This window comes from Pseudomonas sp. HC1(2025) (genome assembly GCF_058742075.1).
In genome coordinates this window covers 4555114-4580899 of the sequence record NZ_CP196017.1, presented here as the reverse complement: position 1 = coordinate 4580899, position 25786 = coordinate 4555114, and the positions used below count along the sequence as shown (strand labels likewise).

Genomic DNA, 25786 nt, shown 5'->3' with positions numbered 1-25786 from the left:
CGTTGAAAGTGATGGGGCAAAGGGGGCGCTTGGCCCAGCATTTTTTGCGATGGCGGCAAGGTTAACATGTGAGGTCAGTGCTTCGCAGTTCACAAACGGCCAGGTACAACCGCATGCACCATGCACAAAATATGCAAATTAGCATTTGCCAACCCCAAAAACTCCCGTCACTATCCCATTTATGCAAAAACGCAACGTTTCTATCGTCTTAAGAGAGCTGCTCGCTCGCGACGGGATCTCCCCCACGGAGCTTCACCGGCGTACCGGCGTGCCTCAATCCACTCTGTCACGGATTCTCAGCGGCAAGATCGTTGATCCGTCGGACAAGCACATCTCGCGTATCGCCGATTACTTCCGGGTGAGCACCGACCAGTTGCGCGGGCGCGCGGGGTCGGCGTGGCAGGATGAACGCGATCCGATGCATTCGGAGCTCAAGGATATAAGCCTGTGGGACGACGACACGCCCGTTAATGATGACGAGGTGTCGATCCCCTTTTTGCGCGAGGTTGAATTGGCTGCTGGATCAGGAAGATTCGTCATCGAGGAAAGCGAGAAGGCCAGCCTGCGTTTTGGTAAGCGCAGCCTGCGGCATAACGGTGTGCAGTTCGACCAGGCCAAGTGTGTGACGGTGCGTGGCAACAGCATGCTGCCGGTGTTGCGCGACGGGGCGACGGTGGGGGTGAATGCCGGCAAGAGCGGGATCGGCGATATCGTGGATGGTGACTTGTATGCCATCAATCACAACGGTCAATTGCGGGTCAAACAGCTCTATCGCCTGCCATCGGGGATTCGCTTGCGCAGTTTCAATCGTGACGAGCATCCGGATGAGGACTATAGCTTCCAGGATATCCAGGAGGAGCAGATCAGCATCCTCGGTCACGTTTTCTGGTGGGGCATGTACGCCCGTTAACCTCGCTCCGTAAGAAACAGCCCGCCCACGAGCGGGCTTTTTTTCGTCTGTGCAAAACCGCAAGTGCCCGCTATATAAGGGTTTTATGCGTTAACGCATTTTTGGTGGCGATATAAATGCATTTATGCATTGACTGTATATGCATACATGCATATTCTCCATCTCAAGCCAGCCAACAAGGCCTGGTGGAGGCGGCAAGGATGCTGCCAAGGAAGACAAGGAAGGCACGCAACACTGGCATGGACGCCACCGAGTGATGGCAAGGACGCCAGGTAACACCGGCAAGGATGCCGACGCTCTTTAGTTTCACGGTTTTACAACAGGCAGCGATGAACCGGCCTTGACGGTTCAGAGGGTTGGCAACTGACCCGGGTGTGCAGCGTAAAGCACCACAAGCAGTTATCCGGCAGACAGGGATCGTGGTCGGAAAAACATCGAGGAAAGATCCGTACCGCGCCAGTAGCGCCGAAAGATCCAAGGACCGCATTACTGAAAAGCCCGGGCCACCGGGCTTTTTGGAATGCCTACCGACCCCCCCATCCATCTATTTAACAAAGCACCGGCCATCTGCCGGTTTTACGCATTCCAGGAGGCGTGACATGACAAACGAGCAGCAAGCGTTGGCAGAAATGCCTATCTGGCTGGTGATTATTCTGGCCCTGATTGGCGGTGTATCCGGGGAGATGTGGCGCGCCGACAAGGAGGGCGCCCGCGGTTGGTCACTGGTGCGCCGCCTGGCCCTGCGTTCCGGGGCGTGCATGGTGTGCGGGGTATCGGCGTTGATGCTGTTGTACGCCGCCGGCATGTCGATCTGGACGGCCGGTGCCCTGGGTTGCTTGACCGCCATGGCCGGCGCCGATGTCGCTATCGGCCTTTATGAGCGCTGGGCCGCCAAGCGCATCGGGGTCAACCAGCCCCCGGACTCAAAGTGATCGTTGCAAGGAAGCCACACCATGACCCTCATTGAAAAACCTTCACAACTGCCGATAGCCATCGGCCAGGCCCTGCGTGCGGCGTTTCCCGAGCTACGGGTGGGCAGCCCGCCGGGCATCCTCGCGGCGGATGAACCCTGCGTGGCAATCACCGTCGAGCGTAATGGCCCGGGCGTCCGTTCCCTGGAGGGGCGCAAGGCTCATGTGCTGTCGATCTCGCTCAAGGTCATGTCCGCCCAGGGCGCGCAGCCCTTTGATGCCTGTGACCTGGCGAGCCGGCTGATGGACCTGGTGCTGGATAATCGTTGGCAGTTGCCGGCGGCCCAGTGCGATGTGCCCGTCAATATCGTTGCGCTGCCGTTGACCCTGGTGGGGGCTGACACTCACTACGACAGTTGGACCGTGTCCTTCAACCAAACCCTCTATCTCGGCCCGCCGCTGCTTGACGACCCTATCGGCAAGCCGCTGTTTGCCTGCACCTGGGAGGTGTCGAATATCGACGACCCCGATCAATACCGGCCATTGCAGGAGTAGCCCATGTTCGATGCACTGTTACGCCTGCAACTGGCGCCCATCGTCGAGCGCCTGGCGCAGATGGAAACCCAGCTTGAGGACCTCTATCGGCGCGCCGAGAGTTTTTGCCGGATCGGCGTATGTCAGGAGGTCGACGCGGCCAGCAATACCTGCAAGGTCAGGCATGGCGAATTGCTGACCCCGGCGATTCGTTTTTTCAACCCCAGCGCCGGGGCGCAGACGGAAACGCGGATTCCCACCGTGGGTGAGCAATGCCTGCTGCTCAACTACGGTGGCGGCGAGGGCGGCGGGCAGTCGGTGGCGTTGTTTGGCCTCAACAGCGATCGCTTCCCGCCGCTGTCCAGTGTGGCCAGCCTCACGAGCCGGCGTTATCCGGACGGCACGCAAAGCGCCTACGACGCCGCCGGTCATGTACTGGATTGGAGCAACGGCCCCACGGCATTCAGTGGCTCCCGCGAGCAGGTGGAAATGAGCCTGGGTGCCGCCCGTTTGGTCATGACCGCCGCAACCATCAGCGTGCAGGTCGGTGCAGTTGGCCTGCTGCTGGATGCGTCCGGCGTGCACTTGAGTGGCCCGGTGGTGGACCACCAGGGCCGAGTTATCAGCACGGCATAAGGACTTGCCATGATCGGAATAGAGAGAAACACCGGGGCCGTGGTGGACGACTGGCCGCAATTTGTCCAGCGCGCCACCCGGGCCCTGACCACACCTTTGGGCACACGGCAGAAACGCCCGCTGTACGGTTCGCTGATCCCGCAACTTCTGGGGCAGAACCTGGGCGATGACCTGTTGATCCTCGCCCAAAGCCACGCCGCCCAGGCTTTTTACAACCCACAGAACGGCATCGCCGATTTTGATCCGCAAGTCATCGTCGCCAATCGCCAGGGCGCTGGCCTGTTGCTGCGGTTTGCCGGGACCTGGAAAAACCGCAAGCAATCCTTCGAGGTGGTGACATGAGCATGTTGATCCCCGGGCAGAACCAATTGGCGCCGCCCGACCTGATCGCCGTCGACGAATTCGAGCCGTTACTGGCGCAGTTCAAGGCGTTTGTCGTCGACTATGTCGCCGCCCGCGCCCCGCAAAGCGCGGCCAAGCTCAAGGTCAGCCTGGACAATGAGAGCGAGTTGCTGACCCTGGCCCTGGAGGCGTTTTGTGTGCGCCTGCAAACCCATGAGCGCAAGTACAACGCGCGCATCCAGCAGATGCTGGCGTGGTGGGCCAACGGCAGCAACCTGGATGCGCGCCTGGCCGATATGGGCCTGGAGCGCCAGGTGCTCGACCCCGGCGACCCGGCGGCGTTCCCGCCGGTGCCGCCGACCCTCGAAAGCGATGACGATGCCCGGCTGCGCTACTACCTGGCACCCCACGCGCCGGCCGCTGGTTCGCGCATGCAGTATCGGCGCGAGGTCTTTACCCTCGGCGAACGGCCGGTGGTGAAAGTCCACGGTACTGCGGCGGGGGTGGTCACCGTCAGCTATACCTTCGACCCGGATGGCTATGCCGCCCAGGTCAAGGACGGCAACGCCCGGCGCACCGCACCTGGGCAAGTGATGGTCACCGTGCTGTCTCGTACCGGCAATGGCACGCCGTCGGCAGATTTGCTTGAAGGGGTGCGGCGTCATTTCGCCCGGCCCGATGTACGTCCGGAAACCGATTGGGTGGCGGTGCAGGGCGCGCAGATCGTGCCGTACAAGATCCGCGTGGTGGCCAAGATCAACGCCGGCCCCGACTCGGGGCTGACGCAAGTGGCGGCTCAGCAGCTACTGCAAACCTATGCCGAATCCTGCCACTGCCTGGAAGGCCGCGTGGACCCGAGCTGGATCGACTACACCATCCACACCGCCGGGGCGGCGCAGTTGGAGATTCTCGAACCGCTGGCGCCGATTATCACCACGGCATTCCAGGCCCCGTATTGCATGGGTGTCGAGGTGGAGGTGCGCAGCTTATGACTGAACAATCTCCCAGCCTGTTGCCCGCCAACAGCTCACCGCTGGAGAAGGCGCTGGACCTGGGCTTTGCCCGACTGCTCGAACGGGTCGCCCCGCCATTCCCGGCGCTGATGAACCCGCTGCAAACGCCCGCGCCGTTCCTGCCTTACCTGGCGGCCGACCGTGGCGTCAGCGAATGGAATGCCTCTGCCAGCGAAACCGAAAAACGCCTCACGGTCGCCCTGTCCTGGCAGATCCAGCGCCAGGCCGGCACGCCCAAGGCGTTGAGCCATGCCGTCGAATCCCTGGGGTTCACCCCCAATATTCTGGCCTGGTACCAACAGCGCCCGCAGGCCCAGCCCTACACCTTCGACGTGCAGGCGATCATCGGCCGCAGTTGGTCCAGTGGTGACCACAACCGTTTGATCCGCCGCATCAACGCGGCCAAGAGCGAGCGCGACCTGGCCACCATCACCCTGGTGCACGAAGTGTTCGGTGGGCTGCCGATGACCGGCGCCGCCCACCGTGCACTGAGCGACGGCGAGTTGTCGTTGTGGGGCGCGCTGCCGGAACTGATGCTCAGTTCAAGGCTAAACAGTGCGGGCATCGCCCAGCACTACACCATTAACGACTACGACCTCAGGGCGCAGCCATGACCGATGACATCACGCGCCTGGTGCGCTTCACCTCCAAGGGTTTGGATGAAGTGCTGCAGGCAAAGAACCAAGGCTTGAAAGGCGAAATCACCCACATCGCCGCCGGCACCGGCCGCTACAACCCCACCGGCAACGAAACCGCCCTACGCAATGAGCGCCAGCGCGTAGCCATTGTGGACTACGAAGACCTGGGCCAGCGCCAACTGCGCATGGCCGCGCTGTTTGATGGCGATGGCGAATATGAGATTGGCGAGTTCGGGTTTTATCTCGCCAGCGGGACGCTGTTGGCCGTGTATTCGGTGGCGGGGCAGTTGCTGACGTATAAGGCGGCTGCGGCGCGGGTGCTACAGAAGTTCACGTTGGATATTTCGCCGCTGCCGGCGGATAGCGTGACGATTGTGGTGGGGAGTGAAAACTTGAACGTGTTGTTGACCGAGGAGATTGCAGAGCTTGCTACGGCCAGCGTTGACAATATGGCTCGGCATGTTGGTGTGCTATTTCGAGTCATGGCTCTGGAAGCCAAGTGACGAGCGGATTAACAAGATAAGTCATATAGGGAGTTGAATATGAGTATGGAAACTACGATCACTAGTTTGGTCGCGGCTGCAAATAAGTTAACCAGCGCGATAAATGGGAAGGTCGCTGAAATAGATGCTTCTGTTTTGGCGGCGGTTCGCGCAATTCCTGAAATGTCCCGGTCATTTTATGTCGATGCGGTAGGTGGTAGCGATATGGCCTTGGGATCGGTGGAGGCCCCGCTCAAATCTATTAAAGAGGCGATGGGGCGATCTAATATTACCCCTTATGTAACGATTTACCTGAAGGCAGCTCAGACGCATGAGTATGCGGCTCCTACTGAGCAAACCCCTTACTGGTCAATCGCGAATAAGCTGGTTTTCATGAGGTATGGTTCAGGGAGTAATCCGGTTTTTTCTCCAAAGGTTGGCGAATATATGGCTGGTAGTTCAAATATTCACTTCTTGTCGCTCGAGGGGGGCAGTGTCTACTTTCGATTCGTTGATGTTGTTATGCCGACTGTATTAAAAGCAGGAACGTCTGGTTGGTATTCCTTCGCTTCATCTCTGTTTCATCGCGCACATGGTCCGGCCGCTTCCGTGCAGGGCTCGGTTACCTTCTCGGGGAGTAAGCTGACGTTGGGTGCGGTAAACGTTTTTTACTCAGGGTACTCTGCTAACTATAAGGTGGAGCTTACGTCCTCCGTTGTGGATGCGGATTTTTCAACGAAATTTGCTGAGTTGGCCGGCGCTACGATGTTGTTGTCGGTATTTGCCTCGTCGATTACAGGAAATAAAACTTGGTCGCACCTTGTGACTGGTTTGGTAAAAGACTCCGGAGGGAGTCTGTCCAATTTGCTGAGTAATGTTGGCAACGTCGTAGCTGCTGGAGTTTGATGATGATTAAAGAATTCAGAAATAAAGATCAGACTTTCTACAATGTGACTGTAGAGCAGTTGCTTGAGATGGGTTTTTCTAAAGCCGAAGTCGACACCGCTTTGCAGATCGAACAGGCTGCTGATTTGGCTTTCAATCGTCGCCAGGCCTACCGAGTAGATGCGGACCCGCTCTATATGGAGTGGCAGTACGATCAGACCGAGGCCAAGGAGAAAGCATGGCGGGCTAAAGTCGCCGAAATCAAGGCTCGTTACCCACTGCCGGGTGAGTAAACCGGCAGCAATCACAAACACCGCGAAAGCGGTTTTTTTTCGCATCCAAGAAAGCCCCATCGCTGGGGCTTTCGCGTTTCTGGAGTCTCCCATGGCCAACCGCCAAACCTACACCGTCCTCATCCCATTCCCCACCGGAGGTGGCCACTGGTCCACCGTCGGCCAGGAACTGGAGCTGCTGGACGTCGAAGCAACCGCCCTGCGCACCGCCGGCCGCCTGGAATTGACCAGCGTGCTGGCTGCCGCCCAAGACACCCCACCGGCCAAGAAGGCCGTCACCAAGAAGGCTGAATAATCATGGCTGAGGTTTTGAACTTCGAGCATAACGGCATCACCGTCAATGCCAGCGAATCCCCCGAGGCCATGGGTGGCCTGGGTGACAACGTGATCGGCCTGGTCGGCACCGCGCCCAATGCGCACTTGTCGATCCCGAAAAACGCCCCGTTCCGTATCAACAGCTTCACCGCCCAGGCGCTGCTGGACCCCACCGGCGCCGAGTCGGGCACGTTGTTTCATGCGGTGTACCAGATCCTCAAAGTGGTCAAGGTGCCGGTGTATGTGGTGATCGTCGAAGAGGGCGCCACCCCGGCCGATACCCTCAACAACGTGATCGGTGGCAATGAGCCGGTAACCGGTCGCAAACTGGGCCTCGCGGCGCTTGGTAGCGTGCCGGAAGACCTGACCATCATCGGCGCCCCGGGCTTTACCGGGACCAAGGCTGTGGCCGGTGAATTTGCCACGTTCGGCAAGCGCATCAAGGCCCGTGTGGTGCTGGACGGCAAAGACGCCAGCGTCGCCGACCAAGTGACCTACAGCGGCGAGCTGGGTGGCGAAGGCCTGGGTTTCGACCGCTGCCTGCTGGTGCACAACATGCCGTCGGTGTACTCCAAGGCTGCGAAGAAAAACGTGTTCCTCGCGCCGTCGTCCCTGGCCATCGCCGCATTGGCCAAGGTCAAGCAGTGGGAAAGCCCGGGCAATCAGGTGACCTTCGCCGAAGACGTTTCCCGCGTGGTCGAGTACAACATCCTCGACACCTCCACCGAAGGCGACCTGCTCAACCGCTACGGCGTGAGCTACTACGCGCGCACCGTCCTCGGCGGCTTCTCGCTGCTGGGTAACCGCTCCGTCACCGGCAAGTTCATCAGCTATGTCGGCCTGGAAGACGCCATCAGCCGCAAGCTGGTCAAGGCCGGGCAGAAAGCCATGGCGCACAACCTGACCAAGTCGTTCATGGACCAGGAGGTCAAGCGCATCAACGACTGGCTGCAAACCCTGGTGGCCGACGAAACCATCCCCGGTGGCAGCGTGTACCTGCACCCGGAACTCAACAGTGTCGAGAAGTACAAGAACGGCACCTGGTTCATCGTGATCGACTACGGCCGCTACGCGCCGAACGAACACATGGTTTATCAACTCAATGCCCGCGATGAAATCATCGAGCAATTCCTGGAGGACGTTCTCTAATGTTTACCAACCGAGTAAGACAGGCCATTGCGGCCACCCTCCAGGGCCTGCCGCTGTCGGCGACCGTCGAGGAATTCACCCCGCCGAAGATCGAGTTCGACATGGAGCCCATGTCCAGCGGGCGCTTTATCGCCGAGGAAATGGCCAAGAGTGGCAAGGTACTCAGCGCCAAGCTGGTGCTGCAAGGCGCCGGTCCCGAAATCATGCTGGCCCTGGGCGTGCGCCTGGGCGAAGACATCCTGCTTAACGTGCGCGAAGCGGGCCAGGACCAGGACGGCAAGACCTACTTCACCTACCACACCGTCGGCGGCAAGCTCAAATCCCTGGAGGAAGCCAAGCTGAAGATGGGCGAAAAGGCGACCACCACCCTGGATCTGTCCTGCCGCACCTACCATCGCCTGGACAACGGCGTGCCGGTGATCGACATCGACGTGCGCACCCAGAAGTTTGTGCTCAACGGCGTCGACATCCTCGGCGATGCCCGGCGTGCGGTGTTGATGCCGTAAACCTTTCCACGAATCGGAAATAGGCACGGCCAGTGTGGGAGCTGGCAAGCCAGCTCCCGCATTTACCGTGTCCACGTGTTCAACATTGTTCATCAAGGAGTTTCGCCCATGGCCTGGAAGCCACCCCTGCATATCCTGCTGGCGCCCATCACCGCCGACAGCGGTGCGACGATCGAGCAGATCCAACTCAAACCCTTGTTCTACGCCCCACAAAAACAGGCGCTGGCCCGTGCGGGTGATGACGAGGACGATCAATTCTTCGAACTGGCCAAGCTGGCCACCGGCCTTTCGGAAAAAGAACTCGACCAACTCAAGCGCCCGGACTACGTGAGCATCGTGCAGTACGTGCACGACCTGTCGACGCGCCCGGCTTCGTTCTTCCTGGGAGGTTCCAACGAGCCCGGCGAGCAGGTGCAACTGCTGCTGCCACTGGACGTGGCCGGTCGCGTGTTGACCAGCGTCACCCTGGAAATGCCCGCCCTGCGCGCCACCAAGGTGATGAAAAAGCTCCCCACCAACAAAGAGCGCGCCGAGTTCATTACCTCGCACTGCACCGGCCTGATGATCCCCGACCTGGACGGCCTGACCGTGCCGGACTGGACGGAGATGCAGGAGCGCATCGACGATTTTTTAAACAAACCGGCGGACTTCTTTCGCAGCGCGATATCGAAGTAATCCTCGATGTTGTACCGCTGGTTTACTCGGTAAACGAAGCGGAAATTCTTGAATGGAATGCCGCAAAAGCATTGCGCCGCTACGACATCGCGATCAGTCGCCTTGGCGTCAAATAGGAGTAGAGCGAGATGCAAGACCCTCGATATACGCTCAAGCTCGCCGACGAAGACAAGCGCTGGATGACCTTTCCCGCACTGGCCGAAAGTGGAGCCTTGCAACTGCCGGGCCTGCTTGAAGCACAGGACGAAAGTCTGGTTGGCACCTCCAGTGTGGGCGGCGCAACAGAGCCGCCGTCTGAGCTGAGCCTGGCCCTGGCCAATGCCAGCCTACATATCCACGCGTTGACCGAAGAACAGGTGCGCCTGCGCGAGAGCCTGGAAACCCTTAATGGCACCCTGTTTATCACGGGCGGCTCCCTGCTCGGTGGTGTCGCTGCAAGCTCCGTCCCTGTGGCTCCAGAGGCCACCCAGGACAAGGAGCCGGCAGCGGACTCCTGGTACACCAAGGGGGCAAAGTGGTTGGGGGAGGGCTATCTCGAGACGGCCAGGAGCCGGTTAACGGGCAAGGCTGTCGATGTGACGCTTGGCAAGTTGCCCGGCGTGGGGAAACTGTTTCGCGACGATAGCAAGGATTGCTGCTGCCCAGGGGCGACCGAAACCTTGAAGGGACGTGCGCGTTTTCTGCCGAAAAAAACGCTGCGCGAGAGACTCACGGAGCGGTCGTCGTCGAAAAAAACCACCCGCGTCGGCAGCAGCATTGTTGGGTCAATGGCAACGCTGCAGCGTATTTTTGGACAGGCCAGCAAGGCGTTTGACGGGCCCAAAGTGGGTTTTCATGGTGCGTCGTTTCAAGCTGATCGGCCCGCTCCGCGCCTGGGCGAGCGTTCATCCAAGGCGCTTGTTTCACCCGTTCGTGGGCCGCTGTTGCTCAGCGCTCCAGCGCTGGTTTTGCCCAAGACTATCCCCTCCAGCCTGGTTTCAACGATGACCAAACTGGAGTCCGTCGGCACTCGATCCCTTGCGCCGCTGCGCTACGCCGACACCGCCGTCAACCTCGTCCAAGGTGTGCGCAACGGCGACCTGCAAGCGGTTGGCAGTAGCCTCGGCACTGCCGGCGGTGCATGGGCCGGCGCCACTGCCGGGGCGGCCCTTGGTACCCTGGTTTTGCCAGGCGTTGGCACTGCCGTCGGTGGCCTGATCGGCGGCCTGTTGGGCGGCGAAGCGGGCACCTGGCTGGGTGAGAAACTCTTCCCTTCCAGCAATCGCCTGCCATCGCCCGATGCAGTGAGCAAAGAGCTCAACAGCGCCCGCTCGGACAACGTCCAGGTCACCCTGGCACCGAGCATCCAGATCACCGGCGTCAACCCCGCCGACGCCCAGCAGGTGGTCGACCGGGTCCTGCAAACCCTGCAAAACGAATGCGTGCCGATGCTCACCGATTCACTGGCGGTTCGGCGCAACGCGGCACTGACCGATGGAGGTGATTAATGCGACAGCAGATGGTGCTGGGCGACTTTATTTTCGGGCTGTCCCGAGGGTTCGCCTATTCCACGCTCCAGCGCAGCAGTGATGGCGGCTGGGGTGACCTGGAGATTATTGCCAGCAAGCCCCAGTCGCGGCAAAACGGCCAGAAGTTGGAAAAGCTGACCTTCGCCGGCACCGCTATGGCGGCCGTCGGCATGCAGCGCCTGGACCAATTGCGCGCCTTGCAGGATGCACGGGCGCCGCTGCCGTTGGTCGATGGCATCGGCCGCAACTGGGGCCTGTGGCGCATTACCGGGCTCACGGAAAACCAGGCCAATGTGATCGACGACGGCACTGCCATGTTGATCAATTGGTCGCTGGTGCTGGAGGAGTTCGTCAATGCGTAGAGTACGAAGTATTGCCGGTGATTCGGTCAACCTGCTGCTCTACCGCGAGCTGGGGCGGTGCGATGACGCGGCCGAAGAAACCCTCTGGCGCTTGAACCCCGGGCTTGCCGAGCATGGCCCGGTGTTGCCGGCGGGCGTAGGGGTGATCGTGCCCGAGATGGACGCGCAACCGGGTGTTGCAAAGCCCGTTTCGGCCTGGGATTAAGGAGGCAGCATGGCAATGGGATTTACCCCGGTCGTGGAGATTTATGGCGCCAACGCAGCTCTGATCAACCCGCGGCTGATGCAGTGGAAGCACACCGATGCGGCCGGGATCGAATCCGACCGCCTGGAACTGACCATCAATATCGAGGGCCTGGAAGGCCTGCCGAGCCTGGGCGCCAAGATCGGTTTGCGCGTGGGTTACCGCGAGTCGGGCCTGGTGGAAAAAGGCGAGTTTGTGATTACCCAGCGCACCCCCTACCTGTTTCCCATGCGCCTGGCGCTCGTGGCCACGGCGGCGCCGTTCAGCGTGATGGACCAGAGTGGCTACCGCCAGCGCCGTTCCGCCAGCCATGGGCCCACGACCCTCGGTGCGCTGTTTCGCCAACTGGCGACGCGGCATGGGTTTTCGCCCAGGGTGGCGCCGTCGCTGGATGGGATTGCGATTGATCATATCGACCAGTCCAACGAGACCGACATGGGCTTTATCACCCGCCTGGCCGGGCGTTACAACGCGGTGACCAAGCCGGTCAACGAGCTGTATGTGCTGGCGGAAAGCGGCCAGGTCAAGTCGCTCTCGGGCCAGCAACTGCCGGATGTGCGGCTGTCGGTGACCCATGACAACCGTCCCGGCGAGCAGGCGTTTATCAGTGCCCGGGTTGATGAAAATGCGCGGGCCAAATACCAGGGTTGCCGTGTCAGTTGGTGGGATGCCGCGGCCTCTCGCCAGCGCGTGGTCGAGGTGGGGATCGCACCGTTCAAGACGTTGCGCCAACGGTGCCAGAGTGAAACCGAAGCGCGCTCAGTGGCACAGGGCGAGTTGCGCCGGGTGGGGCGTGAAGGTTTGAGCATCACTATCGACTGCCCTGGTAACCCGTTGCTGTCCGCCGAAGGCCTGTTGTTGCTGGATGAAACCTGGCCGGGCTATATGCAGGGGCGCTGGTCTATTGACAAGGTGACCCATGTAGGCGACACCACGACGGGGTATCGCAGTTCGATCATGGCCCGTGGATTGGCCTCTTAAATGGTTGGAGATCAAGGATGATCACGCTGACGCAGTTGCAACAGATCCTGCCTAACGCCCGCGCCCAAGCGGGTGTTTTTATTTTGGCGTTGAACGCCGCCATGCTTCATCGACACATCACCGGGCCTAAGCGGATGGCGGCCTTTATCGCCCAGGTCGGGCATGAGTCCGGCGAGCTGCGTTACGTGCGTGAACTGGGCGGCGAGCACTACTTGAGCAAATACGACACGGGCACCTTGGCTGCACGTCTGGGCAACACTCCCGACGCCGACGGTGACGGCCAGAAGTACCGGGGCCGCGGCTTGATCCAGATTACCGGGCGGCGCAATTACCTGGCCTGCAGCCGGGCGCTATTTGGCGATGAACGTCTGCTGCATTTCCCCGAACTGCTGGAACAACCGCAATGGGCGGCGGAATCCGCCGCCTGGTTCTGGCACAGCAATGGCTTGAATGAACTGGCGGACCAGGACCAATTCACCAGCATCACCCGCCGTATCAATGGTGGCCTTAACGGACTGGAGCACCGCCAACAGTTGTGGGAAAAGGCGAGGGCAGTGTTATGCCGTTGAGCGGGCGCATATGGGCGGTTGCCCTGCTGATGGCTATCTCGGCGGCAGCCAGTTGGCAGGTCCAGGCCTGGCGCCATGGCCTTGCCTTTGAACGCCAGGCTGCGCGGCATTCAGAGGTGCTCAACCGACAAAGCCAGGCGGCGCTGGGCCAATACCGGGCCGAACAGCACAGGCGCCAGGCGTTGGAGCAACAGCTTCAGGCCAGCGATCAACAACACACCCGGGAGTTGAACGATGCACAGCGTCACCAGGTTTATCTGCGCGACCGGCTGGCCACTGCTGATGTGCGCTTGTCAGTCCTTCTCGACCCCGCCGACCCCGCCAACAGCCACGCAATGCCAGCCACCGCCGCCGGCAGCGTGGTTCATGGCGCCACGCGAGGCCGACTTGACCCGGCGCATGCTCAACGAATTATCGGCATCACCGATGCCGGTGATGACGGATTGATCGCGTTGCGGGCCTGCCAGGCCTATGTGCAGGCCATCTCCCGGTAAGTCGATGAACCTGTCTGCACCTTGCGTGGCCGATGGGCTCCTGTAGGGTAGGCAAACCCCCGCACTTTCCTGGAGACGACCGTGAAGGAAATTACCCAACTCGCCGCCGAACTTGGCCGGCGTTTGCAGGTGCTCAATGCCCACGTCACCACCGCCGAGTCCTGCACCGGTGGTGGTATTGCCGAAGCCATCACCCGTATTCCGGGGAGTTCGGCCTGGTTCGAGGCCGGGTACGTGACCTATTCCAATCGGCAGAAGACCCGCCAGCTGAATGTGCCGCAGGGTTTGTTCCCCAAGGTCGGCGCGGTCAGCCGTGAAGTGGTCGAGGCCATGGCCCGGGGCGCCCAGGAAAAAAGCCTGGCGCGGTTTGCCGTGGCGGTCAGTGGTGTGGCGGGCCCCGATGGCGGCTCGCCGGACAAACCGGTGGGCACCGTATGGCTGGCCTGGGGCGTCGGCGAAGAGGTTACGGCCGAGTGCCAGCACTTCCCCGGCAACCGCGACGAGGTCCGCCGACAAACGGTAAAGGCCGCATTAGAGGGGCTGTTGCGACGAGCTGCAGCAGAAATAGAAAATCAGGGGTAGGCGATCCCCGATCTTTATGGAACAATACTGTCTACTTATACAGGTGTTGGCCGTCAGGCCTTATTGATTACGTGAGGACTTTAATGGACGACAACAAGAAGAAAGCCTTGGCTGCGGCCCTGGGTCAGATCGAACGTCAATTCGGCAAGGGTGCCGTAATGCGTATGGGCGATCACGACCGTCAGGCGATCCCGGCTATTTCCACTGGCTCTCTGGGTCTGGACATCGCGCTCGGCATTGGCGGCCTGCCAAAAGGCCGTATCGTTGAAATCTACGGTCCAGAGTCTTCTGGTAAAACCACCCTGACCCTGTCGGTGATTGCCCAGGCCCAAAAAATGGGCGCCACCTGCGCGTTCGTCGATGCCGAGCACGCCCTGGATCCTGAATACGCGGGCAAGCTGGGCGTCAATGTCGACGACCTGCTGGTTTCGCAGCCGGACACTGGCGAACAAGCCCTGGAAATCACCGACATGCTGGTGCGCTCCAACGCCATCGACGTGATCGTGGTCGACTCCGTGGCGGCCCTGGTGCCGAAGGCCGAGATCGAAGGCGAAATGGGCGACATGCACGTCGGCCTGCAAGCCCGTCTGATGTCCCAGGCCCTGCGTAAAATCACCGGTAACATCAAGAACGCCAACTGCCTGGTGATCTTCATCAACCAGATCCGGATGAAGATCGGCGTAATGTTCGGCAGCCCGGAAACCACCACCGGTGGTAACGCGCTGAAGTTCTACGCTTCGGTCCGTCTGGACATCCGCCGTACCGGCGCGGTGAAGGAAGGTGACGAGGTTGTCGGTAGCGAAACCCGCGTCAAGGTGGTGAAGAACAAGGTAGCCCCGCCATTCCGTCAGGCTGAGTTCCAGATTCTCTACGGCAAGGGTATCTACCTGAACGGCGAGATGATCGACCTGGGCGTGCTGCACGGTTTTGTCGAGAAGTCCGGTGCCTGGTATGCCTACAACGGCAGCAAGATCGGTCAGGGCAAGGCCAACTCGGCCAAGTTCCTGCAGGACAACCCGGATATCGCGGCGACCCTTGAGAAGCAAATCCGCGACAAGCTGCTGACCCCGGCGCCAGACGTCAAGGCTGCGGCTAACCGTGAACCTGTTGATGACATGGCAGAAGCCGACGCTGATATCTGAGTCCAACGATGACAGTTGTACTCGATACGCTGGTTGCCGTACGGCGTACGGCAATGGACCTGCTCGCACGACGCGAGCATGGTCGTGTCGAGCTGACGCGTAAATTGCGTCAGCGTGGCGCCCCTCCTGAAATGATCGAAACAGCCCTCGACCGCCTGACGGAAGAGGGGCTGCTTTCCGAAGCCCGATATCTCGAAAGTTTTGTTTCCTACCGGGCACGCTCGGGCTACGGGCCTGCGCGGATTCGCGAGGAGCTGAGCCAGCGGGGCTTGCAGCGCGCCGATATTGATCTGGCACTGCGCGAGTGTGGCATCAGTTGGCAAACACAACTGGAAGACACCTGGCGCCGCAAATTTGCTGGCCATCTGCCTATTGATGCCCGTGAGCGTGCCAAGCAAGGGCGTTTTTTGAGTTATCGCGGGTTTTCGATGGAGATGATCAGCCGGCTGTTGAGCGGTCGAGATCTGGACGACTGATTCTTCGGCAAGCGACGATCAAAGGTGGGAGCTGTCGAGCTCCTGCGAGGCTTCGATGGTGGCCTCACAGCGAATAGTGTATTGCCTGACACGCCGCCATCGCGCCTCGCAGGGGCTCGACAGCTCCCACATAAAACAGCACTAAAAAAGGCCCGCTATGAAAATAGCGGGCCTTTTTTGTGTTTTACGGCATCACGCCGGTTCCGGCGCTACCCGTTGCTGTGCTTTGCCCTGAGCCTCAGCCCAGTTCTCCGGCAGGTTGATGTAATCCACCAACTCCCGCAATCGCCCCTGGTTCCGCCCGGTGAAGTTGAACACCAGGCGTGTCAGGTGGCTGAAGCGTGCTTCATCGTGCTCTTGGCCCCCGTAGGGCAGTTGCTGGAAGTCATCACTGAGCCGCAGATCAGCGAAGGCCGTCTGTATATGCGCCATTGCCTGCTCGCTGAGCGGATGGTTCATGCGCACCACGAACTGGCGCTTCAACCAGCGGGTGGAATGGAAGTTGGCATAGAACTGGTTGATTTCATGCACCGCCTCTTCAGCGCTGTGAACCAGGCGTACCAGCTTGAGATCGGTGGGTAAGATGTAGCGGTTGGCCTCCAGTTGGTTGCGAACAAACTCCAGGGCACCTTTCCAGAAACCGCCGCCGGGCTCGTCCAGCAGCACCACAGGCACCAACGGGCTCTTGCCGGTCTGGATCAACGTCAGGACTTCCAGCGCTTCATCCAGGGTGCCGAAGCCGCCGGGGCAGAGCACCAACCCATCAGCTTCCTTGACGAAAAACAGCTTGCGGGTAAAGAAGAAGTGAAATGACAGCAGGTTTTCCGTGCCATCAATGGTCGGGTTGGCATGCTGCTCAAAGGGCAGGGTGATATTGAACCCCAGGCTGTGTTCCAGGCCCGCCCCTTCGTGGGCCGCGGCCATGATGCCGCCGCCGCCGCCGGTGATGACCATCAGGTCCGAGCGGGCCAGGGCTGCGCCCACTTCCCGGGCCAGGGCATAGAGCGGGCTTTCCACTGGTGTGCGGGCCGAGCCGAAGACGGTGACCTTGCGTCGGCCCTTGAACTGTTCGAGCACGCGAAACGCATGGTCCAGTTCATTTATCGCCTTCAATGTGATCTTGGCGTTCCAGCGGTCGCGGTCGTCCTGGGCCATGCGCAGCACGGTGAGGATCATGTCGCGATACAGGGAAATATTCGGGCTGCTGGGGGCAATCAGCTTGAGTTGCGCTTCGACCTGTTGTGTAAGGTCGGTCCCGTTTTCTGGAAAATGACGGGACAGCAGGTCATTCGGTTGATCAGGCATTCAGCTTCTCCTTCGTTACAGAGCCCCGGCGTCTTGCTTGCAGGCTGCTGACGGCGACGAAACAGGCTCTGTATGTTCCTTGTGGTTAAAAACCTTTGCACTGCAAGTCACGCGAGGGCAACCTTTTTTGCCCTGGAAATGTTACCGGATCGCTGGATCATGAGCCCCTAAAGTCTTGTCTGGCAATAACTTAATGGGCATTGATCGAGGTTTTGCGGGCGGGAGCTGTCGCGCCGTTGGCCAACGGCGCGTGGGAGAGGGGGCTTACTTTTTCTTCTTGGCCGGGGCCGGGCAATCAGTCTCGACGAACTTGACCGAGGCCACTGGCCGGTTGGTCTTGTTTTCGGTGATTTCGTAGCGCATCACGGCGCCCTTGGCCATCAACTCGCGATAGCCTTTGTTCAGGCAAACGCTTTGTCCCAGTTGGAAATACACGGCTTTGGGGTTGGCGCGCATTTGCTCGGCGCGCTCGGGCAGCACGCTCAAGTGATCAATCAGTTGCATGCCTTCGACGGTGTAGGCCACTTCCAGGGTTTGTTCATCAATTTCCCTGGGCAGGTCTTTGTTGCTTTCTGCCGCGACGCTTTGCAGTTTCTTGTTCATTTGCAGCTCCACCAGGGAGGCTGCCTGGGCGCCCAAGGGCAATACCAGCGCCAGGGCGACGGTCGGGGCGGCAAGACGCAACATAAGACGCAGCATGAAACTCTCCTGATTCGGTTACTGGTCCATAGACCCATCACTGCGCTATGCGTTCAGTGGCGCAGGATTATAGGTGACCTGTCGCCGCGACGGCCAGGCGTATTGGCGGGGCGGCTCTGGTAAACTGCTGGCACTTTTGCCTGCCCCCGAGTTTTGTCCGTGTCGATTTTCATCGCTTCACAACGGCACCCGCTATGAGCCACGCGGTGTTCCGTCTGCGTACCCAGCGCCTGGCCCGTGCCGTCAGCCCCTTTGTCGCACGCGGCTCGCGTGCCGAACGTTGCCCCAGATGCCGAGTGATCCCCCAATACTGCCTGTGCGCCTGGCGTCCCAAGGTCCAGGCCAGGTCGGCCATGTGCCTGTTGATGCACGATGTGGAGCCGATGAAGCCCAGCAATACCGGTTGGCTGATCGCTGATGTGATCGAAGACACCAGCGCCTTCCCCTGGACGCGCACGGCCGTCGAACCTGAGTTGCTGGCGCTGCTGGCCGACCCGCAATGGCAGCCCTACATCGTCTTTCCCGGCGAGTTTGTGGCGCCGCAGCGGGTGGTCAGCGAGGTGAAGGTGGCGCAGGGCAAGCGCCCGTTGTTTATCCTGCTGGACGGCACCTGGAGCGAAGCGCGCAAGATGTTTCGCAAGAGCCCGTATCTGGAGCACCTGCCGGTACTGAGCCTGGAGCCGGAGCAGCTTTCGCGCTACAAATTGCGCCGCTCCAAGCGTGATGACCACTTCTGCACCGCCGAAGTGGCCGCGTTGTGCCTGGAACTGGCCGAGGACCAGCAGGCCAGCGAAGTGCTGGACGCCTACCTGGATGTTTTCAGTACCCATTACCTGGCGGCCAAGTTCCAGTTGGCGTTGGATCCGACGGACAGTGTCCACACGCGTCTGGCACCTTATCTGTAGGACTTCGGTGTCAGATGACCTTTGCATGATGGCACTGCATCGCCTGAGCCGGCTAAAATGCCATCAAGCGTAACTGTTCGTGACAGCCGCTGGCTGGCACCTTGTACGTTGGCGAGCACTGAACCCATCGGTGCTCCCATAAAAAACAGGATCATTTAATAAATGGCCACATACGAAATCCTGATTGCCGATGACCACCCGCTTTTCCGCAGCGCGCTGCACCAGGCCGTCACACTGGGCCTGGGCCCGGACGTCCGCCTGGTGGAAGTGGGCAGCATCGCTGAGCTGGAAGCCCGCCTGACTGACAAGACCGATTGGGATCTGGTGCTGCTGGACCTGAACATGCCCGGTGCCTACGGGTTTTCCGGCCTGGTGCTGTTGCGCGGGCAATACCCGCAGATTCCGGTGGTGATGGTGTCGGCCCAGGAAGAGGCAGACGTCGTAGTGCGTTCCCGCGAGTTCGGGGCCAGTGGTTTTATCCCCAAGTCCAGCTCCATGGAGCAGATTCAAGCAGCGGTGCGCACGGTGTTGGACGGTGATGTCTCATGGCCGCCGCAGGCATTCGAAGAAATCAACGTGTCCGCCGAAGCCAAGGCCGCCCAGGAAGGGCTCGCCAGCCTCACGCCACAGCAGTTTCGTGTATTGACCATGGTCTGCGAGGGCTTGCTGAACAAGCAGATCGCCTATGAGCTGAGCGTGTCTGAAGCGACCATCAAGGCACACGTTACCGCGATCTTCCGTAAGCTGGGCGTGCGCACCCGCACCCAGGCGGCGCTGCTGTTGCAACAACTTGAGTCAATTTCCCACTCATAGGCCTGCTCGATTCACGCTTTTTTGACTTGGCGTGCTCTAGCTTCCTTCCATCTTTTTTGCTCAGTTGCCTACCTATGTCGCCTTTCAAGGGTCAAACCGGTATCAAACGTATCTTCAACGCCGGGGGCTATTCCCTCGATGGCCTGCGTGCCGCTTTCACCGGCGAGGCGGCTTTTCGTCAGTTGGTGTTGCTCAACGTTATCCTGATTCCGTTGAGCTTTTTCCTCAGCGTCAGCCGTGTAGAGCGCGCACTGTTGATTGCCGTGTGCTTGCTTGCGTTGATTGTCGAGTTGCTCAACTCGGCGGTGGAAGCGGCCATCGACCGGATCTCCCTGGATCGCCACCCCTTGTCGAAAAACGCCAAGGACATGGGCAGCGCCGCGCAATTCGTCGCGCTGACCATGATTACCGTGGTGTGGGCCGTGATCCTGATCTAGGCGATATTCGGCAGCACGATCTCGTCGCTGCGCTGCACCCCGGCGGTAAAGGCGCGGCACAGTTCGAGGAACTCGCGCATGGCCGAGGTCTGGTACTTCTGTTTATGCCAGATAAAGTAGAACTGCCGGGCCAGGTCCAGGTCCGGGGTCTCGACGGGCACCAGGCTGCCGCGCCGGAACGCATCCCGTAGCGCCAGGCGGGAAATGCAGCCAATCCCCAATCCCGACTCCACGGCGCGCTTGATTGCTTCGGTGTGCTCCAGCTCCAGGCGGATATTCAGCGCGCTGCGATGATGGCGCATGGCCTGATCAAACGTCAGGCGCGTCCCGGAGCCCTGCTCCCGCAGGATCCAGGCTTCATGGGTCAACTGCTCCATGCTCGCCTGGCCACGCAGGGCCAGGGGATGCTGGGGCGCACAGAACACCACCAGTTCATCCTCGACCCAGGTTTGCACCTCAATGTCCGGGTGGCTGCAGTCACCTTCGATTAGACCCAGATCAATTTCGTAATGCGCAACCTGATGCACGATATGCGCAGTGTTCTGTACATGCAGCTTCACCTGGCTCTCGGGATGCTGCTGCATGAAACTGCCGATCAGCAGTGTGGCCAGGTAATTGCCGATGGTCAGGGTCGCGCCGACTGCCAGGGAGCCGAAGCCGGACTTGCCGTTGAGCAGGTCTTCGATTTCCTTGGCCTGGTCCAGCAGCGCCACCGCCTGGGGCAGCAACTGATGACCCAGGGCGTTGAGGCTCAGGCGTTTACCGGCGCGGTCGAACAATTGGCAGCTGGATTGGCGCTCCAGCTCGGTGATCGAGGTGCTGGCGGCGGATTGAGATAAGGCCAGAAGGCCAGCAGCGCGTGACACACTTTCCTGCTGGGCGACGGCGACGAAGACTTGCAGTTGACGGAGAGTAAATCGCATATCGATATAACCGATAACCCTTATCTTAATAATCCAGTTAACAGATATTGTCGCCGCCATTAGAATACTGTGCAATTGCGCACCTATCATTTTGGCGCAGACCCATTTCCAGGAGTTCCCCGTACATGAGCAACATGAACCACGAGCGTGTCCTCAGTGTTCATCACTGGAACGACACTCTGTTCAGCTTCAAGTGCACCCGCGACCCGGGCCTGCGCTTCGAGAACGGTCAGTTCGTGATGATCGGCCTGCAGCAGCCCAACGGCCGCCCGCTCATGCGTGCTTACTCCATTGCCAGCCCGAACTGGGAAGAGCATCTGGAGTTCTTCAGCATCAAGGTCCCGGATGGCCCGCTGACTTCCCAATTGCAGCATTTGAAGGAAGGCGACGAGATCATCATCAGCAAAAAACCGACGGGCACCCTGGTGCTCGACGATCTGAAGCCGGGCAAACACCTGTATCTGCTCAGCACCGGTACTGGTCTTGCGCCATTCATGAGCGTGATCCAGGACCCGGAAACCTACGAGCGCTTTGAAAAAGTGATCCTGTGCCACGGCGTGCGTTACGTCAACGAAGTCGCTTACCGCGAATTCATCACCGAGCACCTGCCACAGAACGAGTTCTTCGGCGAAGCGCTGCGTGAAAAGTTGATCTACTACCCGACCGTGACCCGCGAGCCGTTCGAAAACGAAGGCCGCCTCACCGACCTGATGCGCAGCGGCAAGCTGTTCAGCGATATCGGCCTGCCGCCGATCAATCCTGAAGACGACCGCGCCATGCTGTGCGGTAGCCCGAGCATGCTCGACGAGACCAGCGAAGTGCTGAACAGCTTCGGCCTGAAGGTTTCGCCACGCATGCGTGAGCCGGGTGACTACCTGATCGAACGTGCGTTCGTCGAGAAATAAACGCGGTCAAAAAATGTGGGAGCTGCCCGGTGTAGGAGCTGGCTTGCCTGCGATATAGGCACCTCGGTGTATCAGTTACACCACAGTGATGCCATCGCAGGCAAGCCAGCTCCTACACCGGCCAGCTCCCATATTTGTTTTTGGCGTTTATTCGGCCGCAACCACTTCAAGCACACAAATCATCCCCGCCTCGGGATAGTGCCAACGCACATCCACATCCCAGAAGCGCACACCATATTCGCGCTCCGGCCCTGGCGTCTGATACGCCGGCCGTGGATCCTGCGCCAGACACTGCTCAATCAGCTCTACCAGCGGCTCGTCCAGGCGCTGGGCGTGGCTGTGAGCCTGGTGCAGGGCGGTCTTGAGCCACTGCACAGGAATCAGCGGTGGTGCGCTGCTGGCGATGCTGTTGGTGGCGGTGTCGATGATGTCGGCATAGGGCACATACGGCTTGATATCCAGGACCGGCGTGCCATCGAGCAGATCGATCCCGGAAATCCACAGCCGGCCCGGCTCTACCTTGTCCAGCTTGACCACTGACTGGCCAATGCCATTGGGGCGATGGGTCGCGCGGGTGGCAAATACGCCCATGGACGTGTTGCCGCCCAGGCGTGGCGGGCGCACTTTCAAGCGCGGCTTGTCTTCCAGGGCCTGATGAAACAGGAACAGCAGCCACACATGGCTGACCTGCTCCAGGCCCTGTACTGCCTCACCCTGGTCGAACGGCGCGACCAACTCCAACACGCCGCGGGCGGCGGGCGCCAGTTGAGGCTGGCGCGGGATGGCGAACTTCTCCTTGAAGCAGGAGCGTACGAAGCCGACGGGCGAGACGTTGTAACTCATGGTTTACGCGCGAACCCGCAGGGTCAGGCCCTTGAGGAAGTTACGCAGCAACTGGTCGCCACACGGGCGATAGTTGGTGTGGCCGAACTTGCGGAACAGCGCGCTCAGTTCCGGCTTGGACACCGGGAACTCGGCTGCCTTGAGGATGGCGTGCATGTCGTCTTCCTTGAGTTCGAAGGCCACGCGCAGTTTCTTGAGGATGATGTTGTTGGTCACCGGGGTTTCGATCGGCTGCGGTGGACGGCTTTCGTCCTTGCCGCGCTTGAAGATCACCAGGCCATCGAGGAAGTGCGCCATGACTTCGTCCGGGCAGAACACGAAGCCTTCTTCCTCGTCTTTCTTGAGGTAGGTCAGCAGGTCGTCCTTGGACACTTCCATGCCGCCGATCTTGATGATCTCGACCATCTTGTTGTCGCTGATGTCGAGCATGTAGCGCACGCTGCGCAGTACGTCGTTGTGAATCATGGTGGGCAATCCTGGTATTCGACTGTAGACCTCTCCCGGGCGGGCGAGGTCGAGAGATAGGGTGGCTTAGAACTTTTCTTTGCCGGACATGTAGCGCCACTGGCCGACCGGCACCTTGCCGATGGACACGCCGCCAATGCGGATGCGGCGAATGGCCACAACCTTCAGGCCAATGGCTTCGCAGAACAGGGCAATGATGCCGGGCTGCGGGTTTTTCAGGGCAAAGCGCAGGCGGTTCTCGTTCTGCCAGCTGGCTTTGACTGCAGGCAACTCCTTGCCTTTGTACATCAGGCCGTGGGCGAGGCGGTTCAGGCCGTGCTCGGCCACGTCGCCTGAGACTTCAACCACATACTCCTGCTCGATCTTGGCGGCGTCGGCCGTCAGCTTGCGCAGGATCTTCCAGTCCTGGGTAAACACCAACAGGCCGCTGGCCTTGGCTTGCAGGTCGGCGCTGGCGGTCAGGCGCAGGAAGTGGCCCTTGAGCGGGCGCTTGCTGAAGCGGTGCTCCTCGGACAGGGTCTCGGCGCTGAGGGACTGCATCGCGCTGTCGACGTCCATGCCGGCCGGCGCATGAAACAGGATAGTCACCGGCTCTGGAGCGGTGGCCTTGGCCTCGGGATCAAGTTCGACTTTTTGTGTCGTGACCTTGAACTGCGGTTCATCGATCACTTCGCCATCCACCGAGACCCAGCCGCCTTCGATGAACAGCTCGGCCTCCCGACGGGAGCAACCGACCAGTTCGATAAGGCGTTTGGAGAGGCGTATGGGGTCAGTCATGACAAGGGCCGTAACAAAAGGGGGCAGCTATTGTACCTGCCTGGAGCCGGTTAATCCCGGCCCCATTTCGCCGCAGTTGCTTTTTGTGGGAGGTGTCAGCCACTGCGTGTTTGCTGGGCCTGGCGCAAACGCATATGCAGCAACGGATAAGGCTGCCCCATGCCGTCATGCTCGGTGCGCCCGATCACTTCAAAACCCTGCTTGATATAGAAGCCCAGGGCCTGGGGGTTTTGTTCGTTGACGTCCAGTTCATCGGCATTCATCGAGGTAATGGCATAGTGCAGCAACTGCCGGCCCAGGCCCTGGCCCCGGTAGTGCGGGTCGATGAACAGCATTTCCACCTTGCCCGCCGCAACGCCGGCAAACCCGGTGATCCGTTGGCGCGCGTCCTTGGTGCAGATCAACATCACGGCATCCAGGTAGCGCGTCAGCACCAGGTGCCTGAGGCGTTCGATGTAGCTTTGCGGCAGGAAGTCATGGGTGGCGCGCACCGAGGCCTCCCAGATCCGGGTCAGTTCCGGGTAGTCGCTGGTTTTTGGGGTGTGGATGACCGAGTGCTGGCCCATGCCCGCTGCTCCTTGCTGCTTGTTGGCGTTGATGGAGCAAACGATAGACCTAAAAAAGCCCCGCATCTTGTTCAGAAGCAGGGCTTTTTCAATTTTTTACAGCTTAGTCGCGTTTTTGCGCCCAGAGGTCGTACTCGTCGGCGTCGGTGACCGTGCACCAGACCTTGTCGCCTGGCTTGAGGCCGCTGGCGTCATCGATAAATACATTGCCGTCGATTTCCGGTGCGTCGAAGAAGCAACGGCCGACCGCGCCTTGCTCGTCCACTTCGTCGATCAGCACTTCGATTTCCTTGCCGATACGCAGTTGCAGGCGGGCCGAGCTGATGGCCTGTTGATGGGCCATGAAGCGCTCCCAGCGGTCTTGCTTGACGTCATCCGGCACCACGGCCAGGTCCAGCAGGTTGGCCGGGGCACCTTCCACCGGCGAGTACTGGAAGCAGCCGACGCGATCCAGCTGGGCTTCAGTCAGCCAGTCCAGCAGGTACTGGAAGTCTTCTTCGGTTTCGCCGGGGAAGCCGACGATAAAGGTCGAGCGGATGATCAGCTCGGGGCATATCTGGCGCCAGTTCTTGATGCGCGCCAGGGTCTTGTCTTCGAAGGCCGGGCGTTTCATGGCCTTGAGCACTTTGGGGCTGGCGTGCTGGAACGGGATGTCCAGGTACGGCAGGATCTTGCCGGCGGCCATCAACGGGATCAATTCGTCGACGTGCGGGTAAGGGTACACGTAGTGCAGGCGCACCCACACACCCAGGCTGCTCAGGGCTTCGCACAGTTCGGTCATGCGGGTTTTCACCGGCGCGCCGTTCCAGAAACCGGTGCGGTACTTCACATCGACGCCGTAGGCGCTGGTGTCCTGGGAGATCACCAGCAGTTCCTTGACGCCAGACTTGACCAGGCGCTGGGCCTCGTCCAGTACATCGCCCACCGGGCGGCTGACCAGCTTGCCGCGCATCGACGGGATGATGCAGAAGCTGCAGCTGTGGTTGCAGCCTTCGGAAATCTTCAGGTACGCATAATGACGCGGGGTCAGCTTGATGCCCTGGGGTGGCACCAGGTCGATCAGCGGGTTGTGGTCCTGGCGCGGCGGCACTACCTCGTGCACGGCGTTGACCACCTGCTCGTACTGCTGCGGACCGGTCACGGCCAGCACGCTTGGGTGCACGTTGCGGATATTGCCTTCTTCCACACCCATGCAGCCGGTGACGATGACCTTGCCGTTTTCCTTGATGGCTTCGCCGATCACTTCCAGAGACTCTGCCTTGGCTGAATCAATGAAGCCACAGGTGTTGACCACCACCACATCGGCGTCCTGATAAGTGGACACGACGTCGTAGCCTTCCATGCGCAGTTGCGTGAGGATGCGCTCGGAGTCGACGAGCGCCTTCGGGCAACCCAGGGAAACAAAGCCAACCTTGGGGTTGGCTTTTGCGATGGTGGTGGACATGTCTAACCTCGGTATTGAATGACGCCGCCAGTCGGGCACGACAGGGCAGCGGACGGG

The 25786-nt window shown here is 60.3% G+C and carries 35 protein-coding genes; 27 read left to right on the top strand and 8 right to left on the bottom strand.

Annotation, left to right across the window (positions count from 1 at the left end):
- The first annotated feature begins 181 nt into the window (after positions 1 to 181).
- The 23 genes from ACSSVH_RS20520 to recX all read left to right on the top strand — a co-directional run bounded on the left by ACSSVH_RS20520 (position 182) and on the right by recX (position 15647).
- On the top strand, positions 182 to 910 hold the full coding sequence (locus tag ACSSVH_RS20520; protein ID WP_170056811.1) for a LexA family transcriptional regulator: 729 nt from the start codon (positions 182 to 184) through the stop codon (positions 908 to 910).
- A 599-nt stretch (positions 911 to 1509) separates the two neighbouring features.
- Positions 1510 to 1842 carry a phage holin family protein gene (locus tag ACSSVH_RS20515; protein WP_032858418.1) on the top strand — a complete coding sequence of 111 codons (333 nt, stop codon included), beginning with the start codon at positions 1510 to 1512 and terminating at the stop codon, positions 1840 to 1842.
- A gap of 21 nt (positions 1843 to 1863) precedes the next feature.
- The gene (locus tag ACSSVH_RS20510; RefSeq protein ID WP_492633658.1) at positions 1864 to 2376 is read left to right on the top strand and encodes a hypothetical protein; all 513 of its coding nucleotides are present in this window, start codon (positions 1864 to 1866) and stop codon (positions 2374 to 2376) included.
- 3 nt (positions 2377 to 2379) lie between these two features.
- Positions 2380 to 2991: a phage baseplate assembly protein V gene (locus ACSSVH_RS20505; RefSeq protein WP_169954576.1), complete on the top strand. Its 612-nt coding sequence runs from the start codon at positions 2380 to 2382 to the stop codon at positions 2989 to 2991.
- A gap of 9 nt (positions 2992 to 3000) precedes the next feature.
- The gene (locus ACSSVH_RS20500; RefSeq protein ID WP_057439347.1) at positions 3001 to 3333 is read left to right on the top strand and encodes a hypothetical protein; all 333 of its coding nucleotides are present in this window, start codon (positions 3001 to 3003) and stop codon (positions 3331 to 3333) included.
- Complete coding sequence (locus ACSSVH_RS20495) at positions 3330 to 4325, top strand: baseplate J/gp47 family protein (protein ID WP_169954577.1); 996 nt, start codon at positions 3330 to 3332, stop codon at positions 4323 to 4325. Before ACSSVH_RS20500 ends, ACSSVH_RS20495 begins: the two co-directional genes overlap by 4 nt.
- Positions 4322 to 4960 carry a phage tail protein I gene (locus tag ACSSVH_RS20490; RefSeq protein ID WP_492633657.1) on the top strand — a complete coding sequence of 213 codons (639 nt, stop codon included), beginning with the start codon at positions 4322 to 4324 and terminating at the stop codon, positions 4958 to 4960. Before ACSSVH_RS20495 ends, ACSSVH_RS20490 begins: the two co-directional genes overlap by 4 nt.
- On the top strand, positions 4957 to 5487 hold the full coding sequence (locus ACSSVH_RS20485) for a phage tail-collar fiber domain-containing protein (protein ID WP_057958619.1): 531 nt from the start codon (positions 4957 to 4959) through the stop codon (positions 5485 to 5487). The genes ACSSVH_RS20490 and ACSSVH_RS20485 overlap by 4 nt, the downstream gene beginning before the upstream one ends.
- A gap of 39 nt (positions 5488 to 5526) precedes the next feature.
- Complete coding sequence (locus tag ACSSVH_RS20480; RefSeq protein WP_170056815.1) at positions 5527 to 6372, top strand: hypothetical protein; 846 nt, start codon at positions 5527 to 5529, stop codon at positions 6370 to 6372.
- A complete protein-coding gene (locus tag ACSSVH_RS20475) occupies positions 6372 to 6644 on the top strand; it encodes a UBA domain-containing protein (protein ID WP_170041846.1) in 273 nt (90 codons plus the stop codon). Before ACSSVH_RS20480 ends, ACSSVH_RS20475 begins: the two co-directional genes overlap by 1 nt.
- A gap of 91 nt (positions 6645 to 6735) precedes the next feature.
- Positions 6736 to 6939 (top strand): hypothetical protein, encoded by a 204-nt coding sequence (locus tag ACSSVH_RS20470; protein WP_099167790.1) that lies wholly within the window; start codon positions 6736 to 6738, stop codon positions 6937 to 6939.
- Between the two features lie 2 nt (positions 6940 to 6941).
- Positions 6942 to 8108 (top strand): phage tail sheath protein, encoded by a 1167-nt coding sequence (locus ACSSVH_RS20465; RefSeq protein WP_492633656.1) that lies wholly within the window; start codon positions 6942 to 6944, stop codon positions 8106 to 8108.
- Positions 8108 to 8614, top strand: a complete 507-nt coding sequence (locus ACSSVH_RS20460; protein ID WP_492633655.1) for a phage major tail tube protein — start codon at positions 8108 to 8110, stop codon at positions 8612 to 8614. The genes ACSSVH_RS20465 and ACSSVH_RS20460 overlap by 1 nt, the downstream gene beginning before the upstream one ends.
- A 108-nt stretch (positions 8615 to 8722) precedes the next feature.
- Positions 8723 to 9289, top strand: coding sequence for a phage tail assembly protein (locus tag ACSSVH_RS20455; protein ID WP_432754559.1), 567 nt, complete (start codon positions 8723 to 8725; stop codon positions 9287 to 9289).
- Positions 9290 to 9417: 128 nt separating this feature from the next.
- Entirely contained in the window at positions 9418 to 10776 is a 1359-nt protein-coding gene (locus tag ACSSVH_RS20450) for a glycine zipper domain-containing protein (RefSeq protein WP_492633654.1), read from the top strand.
- Positions 10776 to 11159 (top strand): phage tail protein, encoded by a 384-nt coding sequence (locus ACSSVH_RS20445; RefSeq protein ID WP_169954585.1) that lies wholly within the window; start codon positions 10776 to 10778, stop codon positions 11157 to 11159. The genes ACSSVH_RS20450 and ACSSVH_RS20445 overlap by 1 nt, the downstream gene beginning before the upstream one ends.
- Positions 11152 to 11364, top strand: coding sequence for a tail protein X (locus tag ACSSVH_RS20440; RefSeq protein ID WP_169954586.1), 213 nt, complete (start codon positions 11152 to 11154; stop codon positions 11362 to 11364). The genes ACSSVH_RS20445 and ACSSVH_RS20440 overlap by 8 nt, the downstream gene beginning before the upstream one ends.
- Before the next feature lie 9 nt (positions 11365 to 11373).
- Positions 11374 to 12384: a contractile injection system protein, VgrG/Pvc8 family gene (locus ACSSVH_RS20435; protein ID WP_170041851.1), complete on the top strand. Its 1011-nt coding sequence runs from the start codon at positions 11374 to 11376 to the stop codon at positions 12382 to 12384.
- Positions 12385 to 12401: 17 nt separating this feature from the next.
- Positions 12402 to 12953, top strand: a complete 552-nt coding sequence (locus ACSSVH_RS20430) for a glycoside hydrolase family 19 protein (protein WP_492633653.1) — start codon at positions 12402 to 12404, stop codon at positions 12951 to 12953.
- A gap of 29 nt (positions 12954 to 12982) precedes the next feature.
- Entirely contained in the window at positions 12983 to 13447 is a 465-nt protein-coding gene (locus tag ACSSVH_RS20425) for a lysis system i-spanin subunit Rz (protein ID WP_492633652.1), read from the top strand.
- 81 nt (positions 13448 to 13528) lie between these two features.
- Complete coding sequence (locus ACSSVH_RS20420; RefSeq protein WP_169954590.1) at positions 13529 to 14029, top strand: CinA family protein; 501 nt, start codon at positions 13529 to 13531, stop codon at positions 14027 to 14029.
- 83 nt (positions 14030 to 14112) lie between these two features.
- Positions 14113 to 15171, top strand: a complete 1059-nt coding sequence (gene recA / locus ACSSVH_RS20415) for a recombinase RecA (protein WP_029295312.1) — start codon at positions 14113 to 14115, stop codon at positions 15169 to 15171.
- 8 nt (positions 15172 to 15179) lie between these two features.
- The gene (recX, locus tag ACSSVH_RS20410) at positions 15180 to 15647 is read left to right on the top strand and encodes a recombination regulator RecX (RefSeq protein ID WP_032858392.1); all 468 of its coding nucleotides are present in this window, start codon (positions 15180 to 15182) and stop codon (positions 15645 to 15647) included.
- A 192-nt stretch (positions 15648 to 15839) separates the two neighbouring features.
- Here recX and ACSSVH_RS20405 read toward each other — a convergent pair whose 3' ends face one another.
- On the bottom strand, positions 15840 to 16952 hold the full coding sequence (locus ACSSVH_RS20405) for an LOG family protein (RefSeq protein ID WP_492633651.1): 1113 nt from the start codon (positions 16950 to 16952) through the stop codon (positions 15840 to 15842).
- Positions 16953 to 17216: 264 nt separating this feature from the next.
- Positions 17217 to 17651, bottom strand: a complete 435-nt coding sequence (locus ACSSVH_RS20400) for a PA3611 family quorum-sensing-regulated virulence factor (RefSeq protein ID WP_169954592.1) — start codon at positions 17649 to 17651, stop codon at positions 17217 to 17219.
- A 194-nt stretch (positions 17652 to 17845) separates the two neighbouring features.
- Here ACSSVH_RS20400 and ACSSVH_RS20395 point away from each other — a divergent pair, with 194 nt between their 5' ends.
- The 3 genes from ACSSVH_RS20395 (at position 17846) to ACSSVH_RS20385 (ending at position 19806) form a co-directional block, all read left to right on the top strand.
- Positions 17846 to 18556, top strand: coding sequence for a tRNA-uridine aminocarboxypropyltransferase (locus ACSSVH_RS20395; RefSeq protein ID WP_169954593.1), 711 nt, complete (start codon positions 17846 to 17848; stop codon positions 18554 to 18556).
- Between the two features lie 162 nt (positions 18557 to 18718).
- The gene (gene erdR / locus ACSSVH_RS20390; RefSeq protein WP_169954594.1) at positions 18719 to 19369 is read left to right on the top strand and encodes a response regulator transcription factor ErdR; all 651 of its coding nucleotides are present in this window, start codon (positions 18719 to 18721) and stop codon (positions 19367 to 19369) included.
- Between the two features lie 74 nt (positions 19370 to 19443).
- Entirely contained in the window at positions 19444 to 19806 is a 363-nt protein-coding gene (locus ACSSVH_RS20385) for a diacylglycerol kinase (RefSeq protein WP_169954595.1), read from the top strand.
- Here the strand turns inward: ACSSVH_RS20385 and ACSSVH_RS20380 are convergent.
- Positions 19803 to 20729, bottom strand: a complete 927-nt coding sequence (locus ACSSVH_RS20380; protein ID WP_169954596.1) for a LysR family transcriptional regulator — start codon at positions 20727 to 20729, stop codon at positions 19803 to 19805. The genes ACSSVH_RS20385 and ACSSVH_RS20380 overlap by 4 nt on opposite strands.
- Before the next feature lie 125 nt (positions 20730 to 20854).
- On the opposite strand from ACSSVH_RS20380, the gene fpr reads away from it, so the two are divergent.
- The gene (gene fpr / locus ACSSVH_RS20375; protein WP_003172178.1) at positions 20855 to 21634 is read left to right on the top strand and encodes a ferredoxin-NADP reductase; all 780 of its coding nucleotides are present in this window, start codon (positions 20855 to 20857) and stop codon (positions 21632 to 21634) included.
- Positions 21635 to 21781: 147 nt separating this feature from the next.
- Here the strand turns inward: fpr and tsaA are convergent, their stop codons facing one another.
- The 5 genes from tsaA to rimO form a co-directional block, all read right to left on the bottom strand.
- Entirely contained in the window at positions 21782 to 22477 is a 696-nt protein-coding gene (tsaA, locus tag ACSSVH_RS20370; protein WP_170041857.1) for a tRNA (N6-threonylcarbamoyladenosine(37)-N6)-methyltransferase TrmO, read from the bottom strand.
- A gap of 3 nt (positions 22478 to 22480) precedes the next feature.
- Positions 22481 to 22942, bottom strand: coding sequence for a YehS family protein (locus ACSSVH_RS20365; RefSeq protein WP_057439364.1), 462 nt, complete (start codon positions 22940 to 22942; stop codon positions 22481 to 22483).
- Between the two features lie 66 nt (positions 22943 to 23008).
- The gene (locus tag ACSSVH_RS20360) at positions 23009 to 23719 is read right to left on the bottom strand and encodes an rRNA pseudouridine synthase (RefSeq protein ID WP_492633650.1); all 711 of its coding nucleotides are present in this window, start codon (positions 23717 to 23719) and stop codon (positions 23009 to 23011) included.
- Between the two features lie 95 nt (positions 23720 to 23814).
- Complete coding sequence (locus ACSSVH_RS20355) at positions 23815 to 24285, bottom strand: GNAT family N-acetyltransferase (RefSeq protein WP_169954599.1); 471 nt, start codon at positions 24283 to 24285, stop codon at positions 23815 to 23817.
- Positions 24286 to 24388: 103 nt separating this feature from the next.
- Positions 24389 to 25729, bottom strand: coding sequence for a 30S ribosomal protein S12 methylthiotransferase RimO (gene rimO / locus ACSSVH_RS20350; protein ID WP_029295337.1), 1341 nt, complete (start codon positions 25727 to 25729; stop codon positions 24389 to 24391).
- Between the last annotated feature and the right edge of the window lie 57 nt (positions 25730 to 25786).